Source organism: Streptomyces sp. NPDC088124, assembly GCF_040685895.1.
GTDB lineage: Bacteria > Actinomycetota > Actinomycetes > Streptomycetales > Streptomycetaceae > Streptomyces.
This window is the reverse complement of the sequence record NZ_JBFBJB010000009.1, coordinates 165,157-187,162: the sequence shown is the minus strand read 5'-3', so window position 1 is coordinate 187,162 and position 22,006 is coordinate 165,157. Positions and strand designations below refer to the sequence as shown.

The window sequence follows — 22,006 nt, the reverse complement described above, 5'->3', positions numbered from 1 at the left end:
GTCCGTGGGGAGCGGCCGGATCGGTCCACCGGGTGCCCCGCCGGGGGCCGTTCTGGCAGGATGCCCGGTGCGATGAGCGAGCCGACCGAGCACTCCGCCGCCCGAGCCGCCGTTCCGGCCGGCTCCCTCCCGACCAGCTTCGACGTGGCGCGGCTGGCGGGGGTGTCCCGTGCCACCGTCTCGTACGTGCTCAACGGGGTCACCGACGTACGGATCAGCGAGCCCACCCGCCTCCGGGTGCTGGAGGCCGCAGAAGCGCTCGGTTACGTCCCGCACGCCGCCGCCCGCAGCCTGCGCGCCGGACGCACCCGGATGGTGCTGCTGCCCACCGGACACGCCCCCGCGGGACCGCTCCACAGCCGGGTCTTCGACGAGTTCCAGCGCTCCCTGCGCCGGCTGGGCTACACGGTGGTGCAGTACGGCAGCCTCGGCCCGGACCCGGTCGGCGCGGCCCGCGCCTGGGCCGAACTGCGGCCGGTCGCCGTGGTCTCGCTCGGCGAGACGCCGCTCACCCCGGAGGCGGTGGAGCTCCTCAAGCGGTCCGGGGCCAGGAGCGTGATCACCCTCGGCGCGGAGCGGATCGCGGGCGCGCACGCGCTCGTCATGGACCAGCGGACGATCGGCGGCCGCGCGGTCTCCCATCTCGTCGCACGCGGGCGCCGCGCGATCGGGGTGGTGATGCCCGCGGAACCGGGCCTGGAGCCGTACGCCGCCCTCCGCCTCGCGGGCGCGGACGCCGCCGCGCGGGAGCCGGGCGCGGACGCCGCCGCCCGCGTCACGCCGCTGCCCCTGGCCCGCACGGAGGAGTCCGCCGCCGGCCTCGCCGCCCGCTGGCGCCGGCTCGGCCTCGACGCCGTCTTCGCGTACAACGACGAGTACGCGATGCTCCTGATGCGCGCGCTCCAGGACGAGGGGATCCGGGTGCCGGAGGAGACCGCGGTGATCGGCGCCGACGACGCCCTGCTCGGCCGGCTGCTGCGGCCCCGGCTCTCCACCGTCCGTATCGACATGGCGACCGGGCCGCGGCTGGCCCAGCTCGTCGACCGGGCCGTCCGCGACCCGGGGGCCGAACCGGAGCGTCACGGCCTGATGGGCGCGCGGGTCGTCCACCGCGAGTCGAGCTGACGGGCACCCGCGGCCGTACCCGCGCGACGTGCGGCGGCCGGGCCGGGTGGCTAGCGTCGACGGTATGGCTACTGTTCCGCAGCGGTTCGAGCTTCTGCTGGTCGCGGGGTTCACCGAGGAGCACGAAGGACCGCCCTGGCCGGAGAACGCCCTGCGCTCGGCCGTGGTCGAGGCGACGGGTGACACCGGGGCCTCCGGCTATCCGCGGTACGCGGGCAACGGCATGGAGGCGGACATCGACCCCGAGACCCGCACGGTGGAGGCGCTGCTCATCGACGGGGAGGAGCTCGACTACGGGATGACGGTGCGGGTGGTCGCCGTACCCGAGGGCCGGACTCCGGCCTGAAGGACCGGACTTCCGCCCGGCTTTTCCGCCCCCGGGGCCCGTTGACAGCGGTCGGCACCGGGCAGAGACTCTGACGGCGAGCCATTATGAACCAAAGTTCACCAGGCGAACAGCGTCGAGGGTGGCGGAATGTGCGCCGGGGCAGAGAAGCCGGAGATCCGATGAGCATTCGCGACGTCTACATCGTCGACGCCGTCCGCACCCCGATCGGCAGGTTCGGGGGTGCCCTCTCCTCCGTACGCCCCGACGACCTCGCCGCCCATGTGGTGCGGTCGCTGGTGGACCGTACCCCGGACCTCGACCCGGCGCGGATCGACGACGTGGTCCTCGGCGACGCGAACGGCGCGGGCGAGGACAACCGCGACGTGGCGCGGATGGCGGTGCTCCTCGCCGGACTGCCCGTCTCCGTCCCGGGGGTGACGGTGAACCGGCTCTGCGGATCCGGTCTCGAAGCGGTCATCCAGGCCGCCCGCGCGGTCGCCCTCGGCGACGCCTCCGTCGTCGTGGCGGGCGGCGTCGAGTCCATGTCCCGGGCCCCCTGGGTCCTCCAGAAGCCGGAGCGCGCCTTCCCGGCCGGTCACCAGCAGCTCCACTCGACCACCCTGGGCTGGCGGATGACCAACCCGAGGATGCCCGCGGAGTGGAGCGTTCCGCTCGGTGAGGGGGCCGAACTGATCGCGGACAAGCACGCCCTCGGCCGGGAGCGGCAGGACGCCTTCGCGCTCGCCAGCCACCGCAAGGCCGCCGCGGCCTGGGCGGCCGGACTCTACGACGGCGAGGTCGTCCCGTACGACGGGGTGGAGCTCGCGCGGGACGAATGCATCCGCGACACCACCTCCATGGAGGCGCTCGCCAAGCTGAAGCCGTCGTTCCGTGACGACGGGACCGGGACGGTGACCGCCGGGAACGCCTCGCCCCTCAACGACGGCGCCGCCGCCCTGCTCCTCGTCGACGAGGCGGGGCTGCGCGAGACCGGCCGCGAGCCGCTGGCCCGGATCCGCGCCTCGGCGGTCACCGGTGTCGAGCCGCAGCTCTTCGGCCTGGGGCCGGTCGAGGCCGTGCGGCGCGCCCTGGACAAGGCGGGGCGTACCTTCGCCGATCTCACCACCTTCGAGCTGAACGAGGCGTTTGCCGCGCAGTCGCTGGGCTGCCTCGCCGAGTGGCCCGAGCTGGACCCGGCCCTCGTCAACCCGCGCGGCGGCGCCATCGCGATCGGCCACCCCCTGGGCGCCTCCGGTGCCCGGCTCGCCGGGTCCGTCGCCCACCAGCTCGCCGCGGCCGGCTCGGGCACCGGGCTCGCCGCGCTCTGCATCGGGGTGGGGCAGGGGCTGGCGCTCGTCCTCGAACGCTGACCACCGGGCCGGCCGGAGCGCGGCCTCAACACCTCTTGCAGACGGAGGAGTTCGGCCCGGCCCGGCCGCACGCACCGCTGCGCCGCGCCCGTCGCACCCCTGGTCGAATCGCTGTACCGTACCGGATCATCCGAGCGACTGGAGAGCCTTCATGTCCCTGCTCGATCCCAAGACCTGGCAGCCCGTCGGGCTGTCGGGAGGCGAGTCCCCGGTCGTGGAGCCCGCCACCGGTGACATCCTGGGCACTCTCGGCCTCGCCGCCCCCGAGGACGTCGCCGCCGCGTCGGAGGCCGCCGCGGCGGCCCAGCGGGCCTGGGCGGCCACCCCGCACCTGGTACGGGCCGGGGTGCTGCGGCGCGCGGGCGACCTGTTCGCCGCGCACGCCGACGAGCTGCGCGACTGGCTGGTACGGGAGTCCGGGTCCATCCCCGGCAAGGCGGGCTTCGAACTGCATGTCGCCGCCCAGGAGTGCTACGAGGCCGCGGCGCTCGCCTCCCGCCCCACCGGCCAGGTGCTGCCGAGCGAGGAGCCCAGGCTCTCCTACACCCGGCGCGTCCCGGCCGGGGTCGTCGGCGTCATCGCGCCGTTCAACGCGCCGCTGATCCTCTCCATCCGGTCGGTCGCCCCGGCCCTGGCGCTCGGCAACGCGGTGCTGCTCAAGCCGGACCCGCGCACCGCCGTCTGCGGCGGGCTCGCGCTCGCCGCGGTCCTCGCGGAGGCCGGACTCCCGGAAGAGCTGCTGCACATCCTGCCCGGTGGCGCGGAGACCGGACAGGCGCTGGTCGCGGACGCGCGGGTGCCGGTGATCTCCTTCACCGGTTCGACCGCCGCCGGGCGCGCGGTCGGTGCGGCGGCGGGCCGTGCCCTGAAGCGCGCCCATCTCGAACTCGGCGGCAACTCCGCGCTGGTCGTCCTGGCCGACGCCGACATCGAGGCCGCCGTCTCCCAGGCGACCTGGGGATCCTTCTTCCACCAGGGCCAGATCTGTATGACCACCGGACGCCATCTCGTCCACGCCTCGCTGTACGAGGAGTACGTCGAGCGGCTCGCCGCCAGGGCCGCGTCGCTGGCCGTGGGAGATCCGTACCGTGAGCAGGTCCACCTCGGGCCGGTCATCGACACGGCCCAACTGGCCAAGATCGACGCCCTGGTGGAGGCGAGCGCGGCCCGCGGGGCCAGGGTCGCCGAGGGCGGTACCCACCGCGACCTCTTCTACCGCCCCACGGTCCTCGCCGACGTCGACGACCACACCCCCGCCTACATGGAGGAGGTCTTCGGCCCGGTCGCGCCCGTACGCCCGTTCAGCGGACTGGACGAGGCCGCCGCGCTGGCGTCGGCGGGCCCGTACGGTCTCTCCCTGGGCATCGTCACCCGGGACGCGGCGCTCGGTCTGGAGCTGGCGGACCGGATCCCCACGGGGATCGCCCACATCAACGACCAGACCGTCAACGACGAGGCGGTCGCTCCCTTCGGCGGCATCGCCGCGTCCGGCACGGGCGCCCGCTTCGGCGGCGAGGCCAATCTGGAGGCGTTCACGGAACTGCGCTGGACGACCGTACGGCGCGAGCCCGCGGGCCACCCCTTCTAGACGCACGCCGAACCGTGGGACCCACCCGCCGCCCCGACCGGAGCGTGTGCCCGGTCCCGGCGCCGCCGTGTCCCGGTCGCCGCCCCGCTCCCGGCTCAGCCCTGCTCGGCCTCCTTGGCCTTCGCCTCGGCCTCCGCCACCGACTTGCGCACCTCGTCCATGTCCAGGGCGCGCGCCTGGCCGATCACGTCCTCCAGAGCGGTCTCCGGCAGCGCGCCCGGCTGGGCGAACACGGCGACGTTGTCGCGGACGATCATCAGGGTCGGGATCGACCGGATCTCGAAGGCCGCGGCCAGCTCCTGCTGCGCCTCCGTGTCGACCTTCGCGAAGACGAGGTCGTCGTGACGCTCCGACGCCTTCTCGTAGACCGGGGCGAACTGGCGGCACGGACCGCACCACGAAGCCCAGAAATCGATCAGGATGAAGTCGTTCTCCGACACCGTCCGGTCGAAGTTCTCCTTGGTGAGTTCCACAGTGGCCATGGCCTGATACCTCTTCCTGTTCTCCGGTGAAGCCGCCTGCGACAACGGTCCGGGTTGTCGTCGTATTCCTGTACCCGTCCAGGCCCCTGCCCGAAGATCGTGTGGCCATGCGACCCGCCCCCGGCGAGACTGTCCCCATGACTGAAGCTGTGGAGTACGACGTGGTGGTTCTGGGTGCGGGACCGGTCGGGGAGAACGTCGCCGACCGGGCCAGGGCGGCCGGACTGAGCGTGGCGGTGGTGGAGAGCGAACTCGTCGGCGGTGAGTGCTCGTACTGGGCCTGCATCCCCAGTAAGGCGCTGCTGCGCCCGGCCATCGCGCGCGCCGAGGCGCGCAGGGTGCCGGGGCTGAGCGAGTCGGCCCGGGGCCCGCTGGACGCCGCGGCCGTGCTCGCGCACCGTGACTACTTCACGGCGCACTGGAAGGACGACGGGCAGGTCGGCTGGCTGGAGGGGATCGGCGCCGTCCTGCACCGCGGCCACGGCCGGCTGGACGGCCCCAAGCGGGTGACGGTGACGGATTCCGACGGCGCCGAGCGGGTGCTGACGGCGCGGCACGCCGTCGCCGTGTGCACCGGCAGCCGGGCCGTCCTGCCCGGACTGCCGGGAATCGACGGGGCCGGCGCCTGGACCAGCCGGGAGGCCACCAGCTCCCCGACCGTTCCCGCGCGGCTCGTCGTGGTCGGCGGCGGCGTGGTGGGGATGGAGATGGCGACCGCGTGGCGGGCGCTCGGCTCCGAGGTCACCGTGCTGATCCGGGGCGGCGGCCCGCTCCCCAGGCTGGAGCCGTTCGCGGGCGAGCTGGTCACCGAGGCGCTCACCGAGGCGGGCGCCACCGTCCGTACGGGTGTGTCGGTCGCGGCGGTCGAACGTGACGGCGCGAGCGGCCCCGTCACCGCCGTGCTGGGGGACGGCGAGCGGATCGAGGCCGACGAGATCCTCTTCGCCACCGGCCGCGCCCCGCGCACCGACGACCTCGGCCTGAAGACGGTCGGCCTGGAACCGGGCTCGTGGCTGACGGTCGACGACACCTGCCTGGTGGAGGGGAGCGACTGGCTGTACGCGGTCGGCGACGTCAACCACCGCGCGCTCCTCACCCATCAGGGCAAGTACCAGGCGCGGATGGCGGGCGCCGCCATCGCCGCGCGGGCCAAGGGCGCCGCCGTCTCCGCCTCCGACGCGTGGAGCGCCCACACCGCGACGGCCGACCACGCCGCCGTCCCCCAGGTCATCTTCACCGACCCGGAGATCGCCGCGGTCGGCCTCAGCCTCGCGGAGGCCGAGGCGGCGGGCCACCGGGTCCGCGCGGTCGACTTCGACCTCTCCGGCGTCTCCGGCGCGGCCCTCTACGCCGACGGATACCGGGGCCGCGCCCGCATGGTCGTCGACCTGGACCGGGAGATCCTGCGCGGGGTCACCCTCGCGGGCCCCGGGGTCGGTGAGCTGCTGCACTCCGCGACGGTCGCCGTGGTCGGCGAGGTGCCGATCGACCGGTTGTGGCACGCGGTTCCGTCGTTCCCGACGATCAGCGAGATCTGGCTGCGGCTGCTGGAGACGTACCGCGACCAGTGACGCGCCCCCGGGGGAAGGGAAACGGAAGGAGAGGCGCAGGCCCGGTGACCTGACAGTCGGTCACCGGGCCTTGTGCGGCGGCGCCGTCACCAGTCGTGGACGCTGCCGTCCCGCAGCCGGTTCACCGGCAGGTACTTGCGGTTGTACGGGAAGCGGGCGGCGGCCTCCTCGTCGAAGTCGACGCCGATCCCGGGACGGTCACCGGGGTGCATCAGACCGTCCTCGAACCGCCAGGACGTCCGGAACACCTCCTCGTACGGGCTGAGGTGGCCCATGTACTCCTGCATGCCGAAGTTGGCGACGGAGAGGTCGACATGGAGCGCCGCGGCGAAGGAGACGGGGGACAGGTCGCCCGCGCCGTGCGAGCCGGTGCGCACCCCGTACAGCTCCGCCAGGGAGAAGATCTTGCGGAGGTGGCTGATCCCGCCGGCGTGCGACACCGACGTACGGATGTAGTCGATCAGCCGGTTCGTGATGAGGTGCTGGCAGTCCCAGATGCTGTTGAAGATCTCGCCGACCGCCAGCGGCGTGGTGGTGTGCTGCCGGATGAGCCGGAAGGCGTCCTGGTCCTCGGCGGGGGTCGGGTCCTCGATCCAGAACATCCGGTACGGCTCAAGGGACTTGCCGAGGCGTGCCGCCTCGATCGGGGAGAGCCGGTGGTGCACGTCGTGCAGCAGCTGGAAGCCGTAGCCGAACCGCTCCCGGACCGCGGCCATGTAGGTGGGGACGAAGTCGAGGTAGGCGCCGGTGTCCCAGGCCTCCTCGGTCGGCAGGGCGCCGTCCGCGGGCTCGTAGGTGACCCCGTCACCCTTGCGCATGCCGTACACGCGCTCCAGCCCGGGGACCGCGGCCTGGGCCCGCACCGCGCGGAAGCCCTGGCCGAGGAACCGGTCGACGTCGTCGAGGAGTTGGGGAATGTCGTTGCCGCTGGCGTGGCCGTAGACGGTGACGCCCTCGCGGGCGGCGCCGCCGAGCAGCTGGTAGACGGGCAGCCCGGCCACCTTGCCCTTGATGTCCCACAGCGCCACGTCGACGGCGGCGATCGCCGTCATGGTGACGGGTCCCCGACGCCAGTACGCGCCCTTGTAGAGGTACTGCCAGATCTGCTCGATACGGTCCGCGTCCTGCCCGATCAGAAGGGGGCAGACATGGTCGGAGAGGTAGGAGGCCACCGACAGCTCACGGCCGTTGAGGGTGGCGTCGCCGATGCCCGTGACGCCGTCGGAGGTGGTCAGCTTCAGAGTGACGTAGTTGCGTCCCGGGCTGGTGACGAAGACCTGGGCGTCGACGATGGTGGCCATTGCGGGCAAACCGCCTTTCCGTGTGATGGGTGGGGGAGCCGGCACTGCGGCCGGGTGAGCGGCGTTCAGGAAGGGGGAGCCGTGGCGGCGCGCAGCGCCGCGTCCAGGGTGGCGCGGGCGCCGTGCCGGTCCAGGTCCCGGGCGTATCCGGCGACACGGTCGGCGAACTCCCGCCGCCCCGCGACGGGTTCGGGCAGGATGTCGCCCGACTCCACCACCAGCCGCGCCGCCGCGCCCGGTTCGGCCGCGCGCGCCGCGAGCGCGCGCAGCCGGGCGGTCGCGTCGTCCCGTACGGTCCCGAGGGCCCGCTCGTCGTACGCGTCCGGGCCGCGCGTGACGACCTGGACGTACGCGGCCACCCCGAGGGCCAGCACATCGGGCACCGTGCCGGCGGCGAGTCCGTGGGCGAGCGGGCCCGCCCACCGCACCGGGATCTTCAGCGAGCCGTCGGTGGCGACCTGCGCGGTGCGGTGACCGAGTGCGGGGTTGGCGAAGCGTTCGAGCAGTTCCTCGATGTACGTGGCGCCGTCCACCCCGTCCGGTACGTCGAGGCTCGGCAGGATCTCCCGGGTCATGGCGTGCCGGACGGCGGCGCCGAGCCCCGGGTCGGCCACCGCGCGGTCGATGGACGGGTGACCGAGCAGCAGCCCGAGATAGGCGAGCAGGGAGTGGGCGCCGTTGAGGAGCCGCAGCTTCATCGTCTCGTAGCCCGCCACCTCCGGTGTGAAGACCGCGCCGGCCTTCTCCCAGGCGGGGCGTCCGGCACGGAAGTCGTCCTGGAGGACCCACAGCCGGTACGGCTCGGCCGGCACCGGCACCGCGTCGCGCACCCCGAAGTGCCGGGCGACCAGGGCGCGGTGCCCGTCGGTGGTGGCGGGCGCGATGCGGTCGACCATGGTGGAGGGCGTGGACACCGAGGAGGCGAGATAGGCGGTCAGCTCCTCGCGCTCACCGGCGGGCAGGGCCGCCGCGAACTCCGCCAGCAACTCCCGCAGCCTGCTGCCGTTGTCCGTCAGGTTGTCGCAGGTCAGCACCGTCAGCGGGGCGGCGTGGTCGCGCACCCGGCGCTGCAGTCCGCGCAGCAGCAGACCGAGCGGGGAGCGCGGGGCACCGGCTCCCGTGAGGTCGGCGGCGACGCGCGGGTCGTCGAGGTCCAGGCCGCCGGACGGGGTGAACGTGTACCCCTTCTCCGTGACGGTCAGGGTGACGATCCGGGTGCCGGCCGCGCCGATGGCGTCCACCACCGCCTCGGCCTGGTCCCCGCCGAGCAGCCCCGGGTGATGCACCCCGGGGGCGTCCGCGCGTACCGAGCCGTCGCCGCCGAGGGTGAGGACGGTGTACAGCTCGTCCTGTGCGGTCATGCCCTCCACGACGGTCCGCGAGCGCTGCGTCGGCCCGGTGACGACCCCGGTGATGCCCCAGGGGCCCTCGGCGTGCCGGAGCGCCTCGGCGGTGTAGACCGCCTGGTGGGCCCGGTGGAAGTTGCCGAGCCCGAGATGGACGATGCCCCGCTCCGGCGCGGTACGGGGGCGGGCGAGGCCGGGTACGGGAAGGCGGGCGCGGGAGAGCGGCGGCACGTCCGGGGGCGGGTGCGGGCCGCGGCTCTGGCTCGGGCTGGCGTTCAACGCGGGGGGCTCCTCGGTGGGTCGTCGCCGGTGGGGTGGACGCCGGTCCGTCACGGCGTCCTCGATCTCCGGCAGTACTACCATACAAGCCTTGTATGGTAGGTGGCAATGGTGGTGCCCACGGGCGGGAGGCTCCGGGGCGGCGGGTGCCGGGAGGCGGCGCCGCCGGGAGGCGGCGGGCCGCTCCTCGGCCGCCACGGCCGGGGTGGCCCCGTGTCCGCGCGCGCCGCCGGGCCCCGGCCGTCCCTCAGTCGTTGGCGAAGCGCCGGGCCAGGGCGATCTCCCGCGCCAGCTCGACCCCGGCGGCGACCCCGCCGTAGAGGATCCCCCGGTCCCCGAGGAGCGACACCTCCAGGCGCGGCGGTTCGAACGGCAGGATCAGTGACAACTCCGCCTGGACGGCCGGGATGTAGTCGCCGAGCCGGCGGCCCACGCCGCCGCCCAGGATGACCAGGGCCGGGTCCACGACGGTGACGACCGCGGCCAGGGTCAGGGCCAGCAGCCTGGCCTCCTCCGTCAGCACCTCGCGGGCCCGCGGGTCGCCCGCCGCCGCGGCGGCCAGCACCTCCTCGGCCGTCGTCGCGTCCGTCATCCCGCGCTCCCGCGCCGCGCCGACGATCGCGTCCGCCGCCGCCGCGGTCTCCAGCATGCCCCGCTCGCGCACCTCGTCGGGCAGCCCGCGCCGGGGCACCGGCAGGACCGGCATGAAGGCGATCTCGCCGGCCATGCCCCGCGTGCCGCGCAGCGGCCTGCCGTTCAGCACGATCCCGGCGCCCACTCCCGAACCGACGTGCAGATAGACGAAGTTGTCGATGTCCTGGCCCTGGCCTCTGGTGCGCTCGCCGAGGGCGCCCAGGTCCACGTCGTTCTCGAAGCGGACGGCGCCCGCCTCGGCGAAGAAGTCCCGGAGCCTCCGGACGTGCAGGGCGTACTCCCACCCGGGCAGGTTCGAGGCCAGCCGGAAGGACTCCTCCCCGGGGTCGTACACCCCGGGGCTGCCCACGACGATCTGGAGGAGGTCCGCCATCGCCAGCGACCGCTCGGCGAGGGCGGCGGACACCAGTTCCTCGATGACGCCCACCAGCCCCTCGGCGTCCCGGGCGGAGGGCACCCGGACGTGCCGCACGATGTCACCGGTGAGATCGGTCAGCGCCAGCCGCACCCAGCGCCGCCCGATGTCCAGCACGGCGACCCAGCCCGCGGTGGGCTCGGGGCCGAAGAGCTGGGGGGCCCGGCCGGCCTGCCCCGTCCGTACCCCCAGCCTGCGCAGCAGCCCGTTGTCGATCAGGGCGGCGACCGCCGCGCTCACCGTGGGCTTCGACAGCCCCGACGCGGTGACGAGCTGGGGGATGGAGATGGATCCGGCGGCATAGACGTGGTGGAAGACGGATCGTTCGTTGAGGTGGCGCATGTACGTCGTACTGGTCGCGATCGGGGACGACTTCGGCAACGGGCCCTCTTCTCTGGTCTGGCTTTCTGTTCAGACGCACGTCGGGCGTGCGGAGGTTCGGACGTGCGGAGGTTCGGACGTACCTCTTGTTTATTTAGGAGGCTCCCTTACAATCATCGCTCATGAAAGCGCTTGCCAGCCCGGGGCCCATGGTGGCGGTCGACATCGGCGGAACCAAGACCGCGCTCCTCGTCACCGGCGGCGCGGACGGCTCCGCGCGCCGCACCGAGCGCATACCCACGCGCCCCGAGGAGGGCCCGCACCCCCTCTTCGCGCGGATCGCGGACACCGTGGACGCCCTGCTCGGCCCCGGGGCCGAGCGCGCGGACGTGCGCGGCGCCGGGCTGGTCTGCCCGGGGATCGTCACCGAGACCGGGGTGCTCTTCGCGCCCCACACCCCGGGCTGGGAGGAACTGCGGGTGCGCCGGGTGGCCGCCGCGCTCTTCCCACGGGCCGCGATCACCGTCATGAACGACGTCAAGGCCGCGGCGCTGGCCGAGGCCAGGGAGGGCCGGCTGGCCGGTGTCGGACACGGCATCTATCTCAACGTCGGGACCGGCCTCTCCTGCGCGCTGGTGGTCGGCGGGACCGTACTGACCGGCGAGAACGGTGCCGCCGGGGAGATCGGCTACCAGGTCCTCGACCCCGCGGACACGGGCGTACGGGAGGACCGGGCGCCCCTGGAGGAAGCCTTCTCCGGCGCGGCGCTGACCGCGCTCGCGCGCGCCAGGACAGGGGAGGACGCCACCGCCGGCACGGCATTCGAACTCGCGGCCGCCGAGGCCGGCTTCGGCGCGGAGATCCATGACCGGCTCGGCCGGTTCGCCGCCGCCGTCGCCAACCTCGCCATCGCCTTCGACCCGGCGCGGATCGTCGTCGGCGGCGGGATGGCCCGGCACGACGAGGTGTTCACGGCGCTCGCCGCCGCGCTGGAACGGCTCGTCCCCTTCCCGCCCACGCTGCTGCGCTCCCGTACGTACGACGACGCCGCCCTCACCGGCGCGCTGATCGCGGCGCGCGAGGCACTGAGCCCAGGTCCCTGAGGCGGCGGGACCGCCCGCCTCCGGAGCCGCTCCACCCGAGGCGCCGGACACACCGCGCCGGGCAGACCCTCCCTCCGGCGGCTCTTCGACACCCCCCGTTCGCCCCGGTCACACCAAGAAAGTTGGACGGCATGCGAAAGAAGCTCATCCCGATAGCGACCGTCTTCTCGCTCGCCCTCACGGGCTGCGCGTTCGGCGGCGAAAGCGGCGCGGGGGGAGACCCCGGCACCCTGAGGTTCTGGCTCTCCGGCGACGGGAACCAGGGCGGTGGCTTCGCCGCGATGGCGAAGGAGTACACCAAGGAGACCGGCGTCGAGATCGATGTCGTCGACATCCCCTACGACGACCTGCGCACCAAGCTGCGCAACGCGGCCCAGGCGGGCGATCTCCCCGCGCTCGCCCGGGTGCCCTCGGTGGACCCGCTCTGGGCCGATTCCCTGCTCGATCTGACGGGCACGGCCGAGAGGAACAAGGTCAAGGCGGACCTCCTCGCGAAGTCGTCCAAGGGGCAGGTCAACGCCCTGCCGACCGACCTGACCGCGGTCGGCCTGTTCATCAACAAGAGCCTCTTCGACAAGGCGGGGGTGCCGTACCCGAAGTCGGCCGAGGACCAGTGGACCTGGGACGAGTTCACCGCCTCGCTGAAGAAGGTGCAGCAGGCGACGGACGCCAAGTACGGCATGGTGATGGACGGTTCGAGCCACCGGCTGCGCTCCTTCCTCTACCAGTACGGCAGCAACGGCTTCGGCCCGGACGCGGGCGGCGCGTACGCCGCGAACCCGGAGACCACCACCGGCCTGGAGCGCTTCAAGGCGCTGAACGACGACAAGATGATGCCCCGCTCCGTCTGGCTCTCCGGGGACGACGCCAACGCGCTGTTCAAGAGCGGCCGCGTCGCCGCGTACTACTCGGGTGTCTGGCAGATCACCGACTTCTCCCAGAACATCAAGGACTTCGAGTGGAAGTCCGTCCTGATGCCGAAGCAGCCCGTGCGCGCCACGAACCTCGGCACCAACTACGTCGTCGGGTACGACGGTCCGGCCGCGGAGAAGACGGCGGAGTTCATCGACTGGCTGTACACGCCGGAGAACTACCGGAAGCTCTGCGAGATCTCCGGCTTCCTCCCCGTCGAGGACGGCATCGACGTGAAGTACGCCGCGAACAAGGAAGCCTTCGACGTCTACAACGACGAGATCGCCTCGTCCGGCCCGATCGGCTCTCTCCAGATGCGGACCGAACTGACCGACGCCTACCGGGGCAAGGGGTCCACCGACGATCCGATCAAGGACGAGACCGTCAAGTACCTCAACGGCGACCAGGACGTGAGGACCACGGTCGCCGCCATCGAGAAGAAGTTCACCGAGGCCGGTCGCTGATCATGAAGTCGACGTCGACGGCGGCCGTCGTGGCAGGCCGCCGCAGCATCCCGCCGCCGCGCTCCGCGGCGCCCCGCCGGCGACGGCCCGGCCGCTACCGGTCGGCACCGATCGTGCTCGCCGCGGTCAACATCGTGATGTTCCTGCTGTTCTTCGTCTGGCCGGGCGCGCTCGGACTGCTCTACTCGTTCACCGACTACCGGGGCTTCGGGCAGCCGGACTTCGTCGGCCTCGACAACTACCGCACCCTCTTCGGGGACACGGACTTCTACGCGGCCCTGGGGCGCACGGCGGTGTACGTCGTGCTGTCCGTCCCGCTCACCTACGTCCTCTCCCTGCTCGTCGCGGTGCTCCTCGTCAGCCGGTTCGCCCGCGGCACGACCGTCGCCAAGGTCGTCTTCTTCTTCCCGTGGCTGATCTCCCCGATCGTCACGGGCGTCATCTGGCGCTGGCTCTTCGGCGAGAACTTCGGCTTCGTCAACTTCGTCCTCAGCACCCTCGGTGTCTCGGAGGTCAAGTGGTCCTCGGACGGGGACCTCGCCCTCGCCGTGGTGGTCCTCGCGACCGCCTGGGGCGGCACGGCGTTCAACATGCTGCTGTTCATCGCGGCCCTGCGGAATGTGCCGACGTCGTACTACGAGGCGGCCGAACTGGACGGCGCGAACGGATGGGAGCGGTTCCGCCACATCACCCTGCCGGCCATCGCCCCCACCTCCTTCATGGTGATCCTGCTGGCGACGATCAACGCCACCAAGGAGTTCGCGATGGTCCAGGCGCTCAACGGCGGTGGTCCCGGCACCGACAACCGCCTGATCGTGCAGTACATCTACGAGACCGGCTTCAAGCGGGCCGAGGTCGGCTACGCGAGCGCGGTCTCCATGGTGCTGATGGCGATCCTGCTGGCGGTCGCGCTGGTGCAGATGCGTCTCGGCCGAGGGCGGGGAGCCTCATGAAGGACACCGGGAGCCGCGTGAGGGACACCGGAGGCCGCATGAGGGACACCGGGGGCCGCGTGAGGCGGCCGGGCCGGGGCGGCGGGAACGGACCCCGTACGGTCGCCGTCACCCTCGCGCTGTGGGCGCTGGCCGCCTGCTTCGCCTTCCCGGTCCTGTGGTTCGTCCTCAGCGCCTTCAAACCGGGCAGCGAACTCTTCAGCTATCCGCTCTCCATCCTGCCCCGCGACTGGACCGTCCAGGGGTTCGTGGACGCCTGGCAGCGGATCCACTTCGCGCGCTACTTCGGCAACACCCTGCTCGTCGCCTCCGTCACGACCGTCCTCACGGTCCTCGCCAGCGCCGGCACCGGATACGCCCTCGCGAAGTACTCCGCCCGCTGGATCAGGATCTTCTTCGTCTGCGTCCTCGCGACGACGATGCTGCCCACCGAGGTCATCCTCACCCCGTCCTTCGCCGTCGTGCGGGAGCTCGGACTGTACGACTCCCTCGCCGGGATCATCGTCCCGTCGATCATCACCGCGACCGGCATCTTCATGTTCCGCCAGTTCTTCATGACCGTCCCCGACGAGATCCTGGAGGCGGCGCGCATCGACGGCGCGAGCGAGATCGGCATCTTCGCGCGGATCATGCTGCCGATCGCCCGGCCGATCGTGGTGACGCTGGCGATCTTCTCCTTCCAATGGCGCTGGAACGACTACATCTGGCCGCTGATCGTCCTCGGGGACCAGGAGCGGTTCACCCTCCAGGTCGCGCTGCGCAACCTCATCGGCGCGCAGAACATCGACTGGCCGGTGCTGATCGCCGCGTCCGTCATCTCCCTGCTGCCGCTGCTGGTGATGTTCCTGGTGTTCCAGCGCTACGTCATGAACGCCGACATCAACGCGGGCCTGAAAGACTGAGAGCGAGCCGAACACAGTGACCCAGCCGATGCCCCCTCACCCCACCCCGCACGCCACCCCTCACCCCACCCCGCACCCCGCTCCCTGGCGGGACCGGGCGCTGCCGCCGGGAACCGACCTGCCGTTCGTGGACACCCTGGTGGCCCCGCTCGACCGGTACGTGCCCGAGCTGCGCGCCGCCCTCGCGGACGGCGCGTACGCCACCGCCGAGCACCGCGCTCTCGCGAGCGGTGTCAAGACACTCCTCACCGCCTTTCTCCACCCGCGCTCCCGCTGGCACACCGACTCCGGACTCCTGCCCCCCGCCCGGCGGTTGCTCGACCAGCTCGCCACGCTCCAGGGCGCGGACGGACTCTTCGGCGGCGACAACCTCGCCTCACCGCCCGACTCCTCCTTCACCGTCAACGACGTGTGCGTGGCGACCCAGCTGATCGACGCGTACGGCAACTCCCCCGAAGGGGAAGGCGGTACGGGACCGGCCGGGCTGCGCGCCGGGCTGGCCGCGATCCGCCGCGCCGTGACCCCCGCGCTGCTGACCGGCGGCGTCCACACCCCGAACCACCGCTGGGAGCTGTGTGCCGCCCTCGCCAGGCTGCACCGCCTCGACCCGGACCCGCGGCTGCCCGCCCGCGTCGGCCAGTGGCTCGCGGAGGGCGTCGACCTCCAGCCGGACGGGATGTACTCCGAGCGCAGCCCCCTGTACGCCGCGTATGTGACCAACCCGTCCCTCCTCGCCGTCGCGGACGCCCTCGACCGCCCCGAACTGCTCGATCCCGTACGGCGCAACCTCGACGCCTTCGCGCGGCTCTTCGACGAGGACGGCGCGGTGGAGTCCGTGCACTCCCGCCGCCAGGACCAGCGCACCGCCTTCGACGGGGCCGGATTCCTGCTGCCGTACCGGAGATTCGCCGTACGGGAGGGACGCGCCGACTACGCCGCGGTCGTCACCGGCATCCTCGCTCGCCCCGTCGGCGCCGAACTCGCCGTCGGCGTCCTCGCGGAGACCCTGCTCGACCCCACCCTCGCCCGGCCGCTCCCGCCGTCACCCCCGCCCACGGACCCGGCGGCCGGGGCCGGCCCGGCGCGGATCGTCCTCGCCGACTCCGGCCTGGCCCGGTGGCGCACGGGACGCCGTACCGTCACGGTCTACGGCGGCGGTGACAACGCCCGCTTCCCCGACATCGCCTCGGGCCTCGCCACCAACCCCACCTTCCTGAGGTTCCGGCAGGGCGCCGCCGTCCTCGACGCGGTACGGCTCTCGGTGAACTTCTTCGGCCTCGGCCCGTTCCGCGGCGACGGCCTGCGGGTGGCGGACGACGGGCGCTGCTCGCTGACCAGGACCACCACCGCCCGCTTCTACCAGCCGCTGCCCGAGGACCGGCGGCACCCCGGCGGCGGGTACGAACTGGGCGGCGAGGGACGCTTCTTCGCCGCCATGGACTTCGCCCACCGCCCCGCCGACGAGCACCGGCTGCGCGTCGACGCCGAGGTGGTCCCGACCGGAGCCGGTGTGGACGTACGGCTCGGGCTGACCGGCGTCCCGACCTCCTTCGTCCTCGAACTCACCTTCCGGGGCGGGGGAGTTCTGGCCGGGGCCCGCCCCGTGCCGGGGAGCGACGCGTTCGAGCTGGCCGACGGCACCGGCAGCTACACCGTGGGCGAGGACACCATCCGCTTCGGACCCGGCAACGGTACGGGCCCGGCGCAGCCCGCGCTCTTCGACGACGGCGAACGCTTCACCTACCTGGGCGCGCGGGACACCCTGCCGGGCACCCGTGTACGGATCACCGGCCGGGTCCCCGGTGCCTACACCCTGACCCTCACCGGGGCGGGGCCCCGGCCCTGACCGCCCGGCCCACCGCGGAGCGCAGGCCGGTGAATTCCGGCAGTCCGCGGGTGGCGATCTGGTCGCGCTCCGCCGGGAGCCCGACCGGCAGGTCGGCGCGGATCCGGCCGGGACCCGGCGCCAGGACGACCACGCGGTCGCCCACGTACACGCTCTCGTCGATGTCGTGGGTGACCAGCAGGACCGTCATGCCCTCCGCGCGGTGCAGCCGCAGCAGCAGGTCCTCCAGCTCCTCCCGGGTCTGCGCGTCCAGGGCCCCGAACGGCTCGTCCATCAGCAGCAGCGACGGCCTGGCCACGAGCGCCCGCGCCAGGGCGACCCGCTGCTGCATGCCGCCGGAGAGCTGCCACGGGTGGCGCCGCGCCGTCCCGGCCAGCCCGACCTGCTCCAGCATCCGGGCCGCCGCGGCGCCCCGCGCGGCGCGGCCGAGACCGTGCCGGCGCAGCGGCAGCGCCACGTTGTCCCGCACGGACAGCCATGGGAAGAGCGAGCGGCCGTAGTCCTGGAAGACGATCCCGAGCCGGTCGGGCACCCCGTCGACGGGCGCGCCGTCCAGGGTGATCCGGCCGGAAGTGGGGCGGACGAGCCCGGCGACACACCGCAGCAGGGTGGACTTGCCGCACCCGGAGGGCCCCACGATGGTGAGCAACTGGCCGTCGGGAACGGTGAGTTCGATGTTCCGCAGCGCTTCGGTCCCGTCGTTCGCCGCGCCCGCCCGGCGGTCCGCCCCGCCGTCCGCGGCGCGTGCCCCGGCGGTCCGGCCCGCCCCGCGGCCGTACCGGTGGCCGAGTCCTTCGATCCGCAGCACGGCCCCGTCACCGGGCCCAGGGTTCGTAGAGCGGGGAGTCGTCGGCCGGCACCCGGATCCGCAGCAGCGCGGGACCGTCGTCCGGGCCCAGCCCGAGCACCCGGTCCAGCGCCGCGGGCAGTTCCCCGGGCCGTTCGACCGCATGGCCGGGACAGCCGAACGCGGCGGCCAGCGCGGCGAAGTCGATCCCGGTGATGTCCGTCCCCGGGACCGGTGCGACCCCGATCCGGTGCCCCAGCGCGCGCACCGCGCCGTAACCGCCGTTGTCCAGCAGGAGATACGTCACCGGGGCGCGGTGCCGGGCGGCCGTCCACAGCGCCTGTACCGAGTAGAGCGCGGAGCCGTCACCGAGCACGCACACCACGCGCCCCCCGCCCGCGAGCGCCCGCCCCACCGCCAGCGGCAGCCCCCACCCGAGCGCCCCGCTGCCGGTGGTGAGGAAGCCGCCCGCGGTGCTCACCGGCAGCCGGGCGTGCAGGGCGTCCCGGTGGCTGGGCGCCTCCTCCACCAGCACGGTGGACCGGGGCAGCCGCTCCCCGAGCAGGTCCAGCAGCAGCTCGGGGGAGATCTCCGGGCCCCGCCGCGCGGGCGGCGCCACGGCCCGCACCGGGGGCACCGGCCGGTCGGCCTGCCGCACCAGCGCGGCCAGCGCCCGTACGGCCGGGCGGAGCGTGGTGACGATGCTCGTGCCGACCGGCAGCCAGGCGGCCTGACCGGGATCGCAGTCCAGGTGGTACAGCTCGGTGCCGGCCGCGAGCGGTGGTCCCGCCACATGCACGTGGTACGTGAAGAGCGGGGCGCCCAGCGCGACCACCAGATCGTACGGGGCGAGCCGCTCCGCCAACTGGTCGGCCACGGGCGGCAGAAAGCCCTGGAAGTACGGATGGCGCTCGTCGAACCCGGAGCGGCCGGAGAGCGGGCTGATCCAGACGGCCGCCCGGGCCCGCCCGGCCAGTTCGGCGACCTCGGACACCGCCCGCTCGTCGTCGACGGCGGGCCCGATCACCAGCGCGGGCCGCCGCGCCCCGTCGAGCGCGGCGGCCAGCCGGGCCAGGGCCTCCGGGTCCGCGCCGTATCCGCCGTGCACGGTGCGCGGGGCGACCGGCTCGGCGGGCCGGTCCCAGTCGTCCTCCGGTACGGAGAGGAAGACCGGGCCCCTGGGGTGGGTCATGGCGACGCGGTGCGCCTCGGCGAGCGCTCCGGGCACATCGGCGGCCCGCTCGGGCTGGCGGCTGAACTTCACGTAGGGGCGCGGGAACTGGGCCGGCTCGTCGGCGCCGAGGAAGGGGTGGAGGGGCAGCAGCGCGCGGGACTGCTGGCCCGCGACGACCACCAGCGGCACCCGGTCCCGGCAGGCGTTGAACACCGCGCCCAGCGCGTGGCCGACACCCCCGGCGGAGTGCAGGCTCACCAGCGCGGCCCGTCCGGTGCCCAGCGCGTGGCCGGCCGCCATGGCGACGGCGGTGGACTCCTGGAGCCCGAGGACGTAGCGGAAATCGTCCGGCCAGTCGCGGAACATCCGCAGTTCGGTCGAGCCGGGGTTGCCGAAGACGGTCGTCATGCCGGTGGCGCGGCACAGCTCCACCACCGCCTGACGGACGGTCGTACTCATCGGGAACCGCCTCTCTCGTGTCTCGTGGCGGAAGGGACGCGCTCCTCGCGCCGTCCGCCGAGGAGCAGTCGTTCGAGGGCCACCAGCGCGCTGTTGAGTACCTGCCCTACCACGCCCAGCAGCACGATCACCGCCCATACGGTGAGCAGATCGGAGCGTGTCTGGGCGTCGATGAGCTGGAAGCCGATGCCGTTCGCGGTGCCGGGCAGCAGTTCGGAGAAGACCATGAGGATCAGCGAGAGCGACAGGCTCAGCCGCAGTCCGGCGAAGACCCGCGGCAGCGCGGCGGGCAGATGGAGCAGCAGCACCCGCTCGGCCGGCGACATCCGCAGCGCCGCGGCGACCTCCAGCCGCAGCGGATCCACACTCCGGACCCCGTCGGCGGTGTTGATCAGTACGGGCCAGACCGCGCTGAAGACGATCGAGGCGAGCTGCATCCGGGTGCCCGGGTCGAAGAGCACGACGAAGACCGGCACCAGCGCGGGCGGCGGGACGGCGCGCGCGAACTGGAGCACCGGGTCGCACAGTGCGTACGCGTCCCGCGAGCGGCCCAGCGCCAGCCCGAGCACGATGCCGCAGAGCGCGGCGAGACAGAACCCGGCGACCACCCGGCCGAGGCTCGGCAGCAGGTTGGCGACGGCGTCGTCGGTGAGGAAGAGCCGCCCCGGAGGTCCCGCGAACCACAGGGCGTGGCCGTGCGCCAGGATGCTCGCCGGGGTGGGGAAGAGGACACTGCCGTACCCCCACGCCGCCACCTGCCAGGCCGCCACCGCCCCGAGGGGAACGCCGACGCGCGGCAGCACCGTACGGTGCGGCAGGGCGCGGGAGCTCATGGGCCGGCCTCCCGGTGCTCCGGCGTCCAGGGGAACAGCCGCCGCTCCGCCGCCAGGAGCACCCCGTTGATCAGCAGCCCCAGCAGCCCCGCCCACACCACCGCGGCCAGGACGTCCGTGGTGCCGTCCGTGGCCGTGCCCGCCTGGGCGATGAAGATCCCGAGCCCCTCGCCGAACCCGGCCAGGATCTCGGTCGCCACCGCGAGGATCAGCGCCGTCGCCGCGGAGATCCGTACCCCGGCCGCGATGAACGGCGCGGCCGACGGCAGCCCCGCCCGCAGGAGGACCGCGAGCCGCCCGAAGCCGAAGGCCCGCAGGGTCTCCTCGGCGAGTGGATCGGTCTCGCCAAGACCGTAGACCGTGTTGAACAGCACCGGCCAGAGCGCCGCGAAGGCGACCAGCGCGACCGTGGTCCCGGCGCCCGCGCCCAGCAGCAGCGACACCAGCGGGATCAGCGCCACGGACGGCACCGGGCGCACCAGTTCGATCAGCACCCGTACGGACTCGTTCACCGCCGGGACGCTGCCCAGCAGCAGCCCGAGCGGGACCGCGACGGCGACGGCCAGCGCCAGCCCGGCGGCCCACGCCTCCACGGTGGCCCGTACGCCCCGCAGGAACGCGGCGTCCCCGCCGAGCCGGACGGCCCGCACCAGCACCTCCGAGGCGGGCGGCAGGTAGGAGCTCCGTACCAGCCCCGAGCGGCCGAGCGCCTCGCAGAGGGCGAAGGCGGCGAGCGCCCCGACGGCCCCGAGCAGCCTCTCCCGTGCGCCGCCCCGTCTCACCTGCCCGGCTCGTAGAGCAGGTCCGCCGCGTCCATGGCCCGGGTCAGCAGCCCCTGGTCCCGCATCATCGCGATGAGCTTGTTCAGCTCCGCGGCGCTCGACGTGGGCGGATAGCCCGGCAGTCCGATGGCGGCCGCCTCGGCCGGTGTGATCTTCGTGTAGCCGGGGAGCACCTGCTCCACGGCGTCGCGGTCCTGGTCCGCGATCGCCTGGGCCGCCGCGATCGCGCGCTGGAAGGCGGCGGCCGTCCTCGGGTACGTGTCGACGAACCGCTGCGTGGTGACATAGCCGCTGAGCGGCAGCCCGTCGGCGGGCGACGCGGCGCCGTCGATGACCGTACGGGCGTTCAGATCGCGTTTGATGGCCGACGTGAAGGGCTCGACCGCGTGTACGGCGTCCACCTGGCCCCGTTCCAGCAACGCGCCCATCTGCGGGAACGGCACCTGGCGGTAGGCCGGGAGCCCCGCGCCGCGCTCGCCCAGCTCGCTGTTGAGGGTGAGCGACTGGATGTTGTTGAGGATGTTCACCCCGACCCGCTTGCCCCGCAGATCCTCCGGTGTCGTGATCTTCGAGCCCGGCAGCACCAGCACGCCCATCATCCGCGGGGCGTTCCTGGCTCCCTCGGCGAGCACCCGGGTGGTGAGCGTGCCCCTCTCCCGGGCCTGGAGGAACGTCACGAAGTTGGCGCCGCCGATGATGTCCACCTGCCCGCCCGCGAGCGCGGGCAGCGCCTGGACGCTCTGCTGGACCGGCTGGACACGCACCGTCAGCCCCTGCTCCGCGAAGAGCCCCCGGTCGACGGCGATGTGCAGCGCGGCGACGTCGGTGAGCGGAAGTCCCGCGACGGTGAGCGTCCGCTTCTCCGGACCGCCCGGGTCGCCCGACGCGTCGGCGGACCCCCCGGAGCCTTCCGCGCCTCCTCCGCAGCCGGCGAGGAGCAGGGGCAGGATCAGCGCGACGGCGGCCAACCTCACACGGAACCGGCGCAGTTGGAGTCCCATATCACAGCAC

The 22,006-nt window shown here is 73.5% G+C and carries 19 protein-coding genes; 10 read left to right on the top strand and 9 right to left on the bottom strand.

Translation table 11 applies throughout. From position 1 onward, the window contains the following. The first annotated feature begins 72 nt into the window (after positions 1-72). From AB0P17_RS10290 to AB0P17_RS10275, 4 genes are all read left to right on the top strand, one after another. Entirely contained in the window at positions 73-1,125 is a 1,053-nt protein-coding gene (locus tag AB0P17_RS10290; protein WP_365809395.1) for a LacI family DNA-binding transcriptional regulator, read from the top strand. A 64-nt stretch (positions 1,126-1,189) separates the two neighbouring features. Further along, positions 1,190-1,471 carry a hypothetical protein gene (locus AB0P17_RS10285; protein WP_365809393.1) on the top strand — a complete coding sequence of 94 codons (282 nt, stop codon included), beginning with the start codon at positions 1,190-1,192 and terminating at the stop codon, positions 1,469-1,471. Positions 1,472-1,632: 161 nt separating this feature from the next. Next, the gene (locus AB0P17_RS10280; RefSeq protein WP_365809391.1) at positions 1,633-2,823 is read left to right on the top strand and encodes a thiolase family protein; all 1,191 of its coding nucleotides are present in this window, start codon (positions 1,633-1,635) and stop codon (positions 2,821-2,823) included. 151 nt (positions 2,824-2,974) lie between these two features. Then, positions 2,975-4,411, top strand: a complete 1,437-nt coding sequence (locus AB0P17_RS10275; RefSeq protein WP_365809390.1) for an aldehyde dehydrogenase family protein — start codon at positions 2,975-2,977, stop codon at positions 4,409-4,411. Between the two features lie 95 nt (positions 4,412-4,506). Here the strand turns inward: AB0P17_RS10275 and trxA are convergent, their stop codons facing one another. Then, on the bottom strand, positions 4,507-4,938 hold the full coding sequence (trxA, locus tag AB0P17_RS10270) for a thioredoxin (RefSeq protein ID WP_365809389.1): 432 nt from the start codon (positions 4,936-4,938) through the stop codon (positions 4,507-4,509). Positions 4,939-5,030: 92 nt separating this feature from the next. On the opposite strand from trxA, the gene AB0P17_RS10265 reads away from it, so the two are divergent. Next, positions 5,031-6,464, top strand: a complete 1,434-nt coding sequence (locus AB0P17_RS10265; protein WP_365809387.1) for an NAD(P)/FAD-dependent oxidoreductase — start codon at positions 5,031-5,033, stop codon at positions 6,462-6,464. A gap of 86 nt (positions 6,465-6,550) precedes the next feature. Here AB0P17_RS10265 and manD read toward each other — a convergent pair whose 3' ends face one another. The 3 genes from manD to AB0P17_RS10250 all read right to left on the bottom strand — a co-directional run bounded on the left by manD (position 6,551) and on the right by AB0P17_RS10250 (position 10,840). Next, positions 6,551-7,765: a D-mannonate dehydratase ManD gene (gene manD, locus AB0P17_RS10260; protein WP_365809385.1), complete on the bottom strand. Its 1,215-nt coding sequence runs from the start codon at positions 7,763-7,765 to the stop codon at positions 6,551-6,553. A gap of 65 nt (positions 7,766-7,830) precedes the next feature. Then, a complete protein-coding gene (locus AB0P17_RS10255) occupies positions 7,831-9,390 on the bottom strand; it encodes a mannitol dehydrogenase family protein (protein WP_365809383.1) in 1,560 nt (519 codons plus the stop codon). A gap of 247 nt (positions 9,391-9,637) precedes the next feature. Next, positions 9,638-10,840: an ROK family transcriptional regulator gene (locus AB0P17_RS10250; protein ID WP_365809381.1), complete on the bottom strand. Its 1,203-nt coding sequence runs from the start codon at positions 10,838-10,840 to the stop codon at positions 9,638-9,640. Positions 10,841-10,962: 122 nt separating this feature from the next. Here AB0P17_RS10250 and AB0P17_RS10245 point away from each other — a divergent pair, with 122 nt between their 5' ends. The 5 genes from AB0P17_RS10245 to AB0P17_RS10225 all read left to right on the top strand — a co-directional run bounded on the left by AB0P17_RS10245 (position 10,963) and on the right by AB0P17_RS10225 (position 16,960). Then, positions 10,963-11,883: an ROK family protein gene (locus AB0P17_RS10245; RefSeq protein WP_365809379.1), complete on the top strand. Its 921-nt coding sequence runs from the start codon at positions 10,963-10,965 to the stop codon at positions 11,881-11,883. A gap of 131 nt (positions 11,884-12,014) precedes the next feature. Continuing rightward, positions 12,015-13,259: a sugar ABC transporter substrate-binding protein gene (locus tag AB0P17_RS10240; RefSeq protein WP_365809377.1), complete on the top strand. Its 1,245-nt coding sequence runs from the start codon at positions 12,015-12,017 to the stop codon at positions 13,257-13,259. A gap of 2 nt (positions 13,260-13,261) precedes the next feature. Next, positions 13,262-14,212 (top strand): sugar ABC transporter permease, encoded by a 951-nt coding sequence (locus tag AB0P17_RS10235; protein WP_365809375.1) that lies wholly within the window; start codon positions 13,262-13,264, stop codon positions 14,210-14,212. A 38-nt stretch (positions 14,213-14,250) separates the two neighbouring features. Further along, positions 14,251-15,114, top strand: coding sequence for a carbohydrate ABC transporter permease (locus AB0P17_RS10230; RefSeq protein ID WP_365809373.1), 864 nt, complete (start codon positions 14,251-14,253; stop codon positions 15,112-15,114). Positions 15,115-15,142: 28 nt separating this feature from the next. Beyond that, positions 15,143-16,960, top strand: coding sequence for a hypothetical protein (locus AB0P17_RS10225; protein WP_365809371.1), 1,818 nt, complete (start codon positions 15,143-15,145; stop codon positions 16,958-16,960). Here AB0P17_RS10225 and AB0P17_RS10220 read toward each other — a convergent pair. The 5 genes from AB0P17_RS10220 to AB0P17_RS10200 all read right to left on the bottom strand — a co-directional run bounded on the left by AB0P17_RS10220 (position 16,935) and on the right by AB0P17_RS10200 (position 21,996). Beyond that, positions 16,935-17,645: an ABC transporter ATP-binding protein gene (locus tag AB0P17_RS10220; protein WP_365809458.1), complete on the bottom strand. Its 711-nt coding sequence runs from the start codon at positions 17,643-17,645 to the stop codon at positions 16,935-16,937. The genes AB0P17_RS10225 and AB0P17_RS10220 overlap by 26 nt on opposite strands. A gap of 130 nt (positions 17,646-17,775) precedes the next feature. After that, positions 17,776-19,380 carry a benzoylformate decarboxylase gene (gene mdlC / locus AB0P17_RS10215; protein ID WP_365809369.1) on the bottom strand — a complete coding sequence of 535 codons (1,605 nt, stop codon included), beginning with the start codon at positions 19,378-19,380 and terminating at the stop codon, positions 17,776-17,778. Further along, the gene (locus AB0P17_RS10210; protein WP_365809367.1) at positions 19,377-20,213 is read right to left on the bottom strand and encodes an ABC transporter permease subunit; all 837 of its coding nucleotides are present in this window, start codon (positions 20,211-20,213) and stop codon (positions 19,377-19,379) included. Before AB0P17_RS10210 ends, mdlC begins: the two co-directional genes overlap by 4 nt. After that, complete coding sequence (locus tag AB0P17_RS10205; protein WP_365809365.1) at positions 20,210-20,995, bottom strand: ABC transporter permease subunit; 786 nt, start codon at positions 20,993-20,995, stop codon at positions 20,210-20,212. Before AB0P17_RS10205 ends, AB0P17_RS10210 begins: the two co-directional genes overlap by 4 nt. After that, positions 20,992-21,996, bottom strand: a complete 1,005-nt coding sequence (locus AB0P17_RS10200; RefSeq protein WP_365809363.1) for an ABC transporter substrate-binding protein — start codon at positions 21,994-21,996, stop codon at positions 20,992-20,994. Before AB0P17_RS10200 ends, AB0P17_RS10205 begins: the two co-directional genes overlap by 4 nt. Positions 21,997-22,006: the final 10 nt, after the last annotated feature.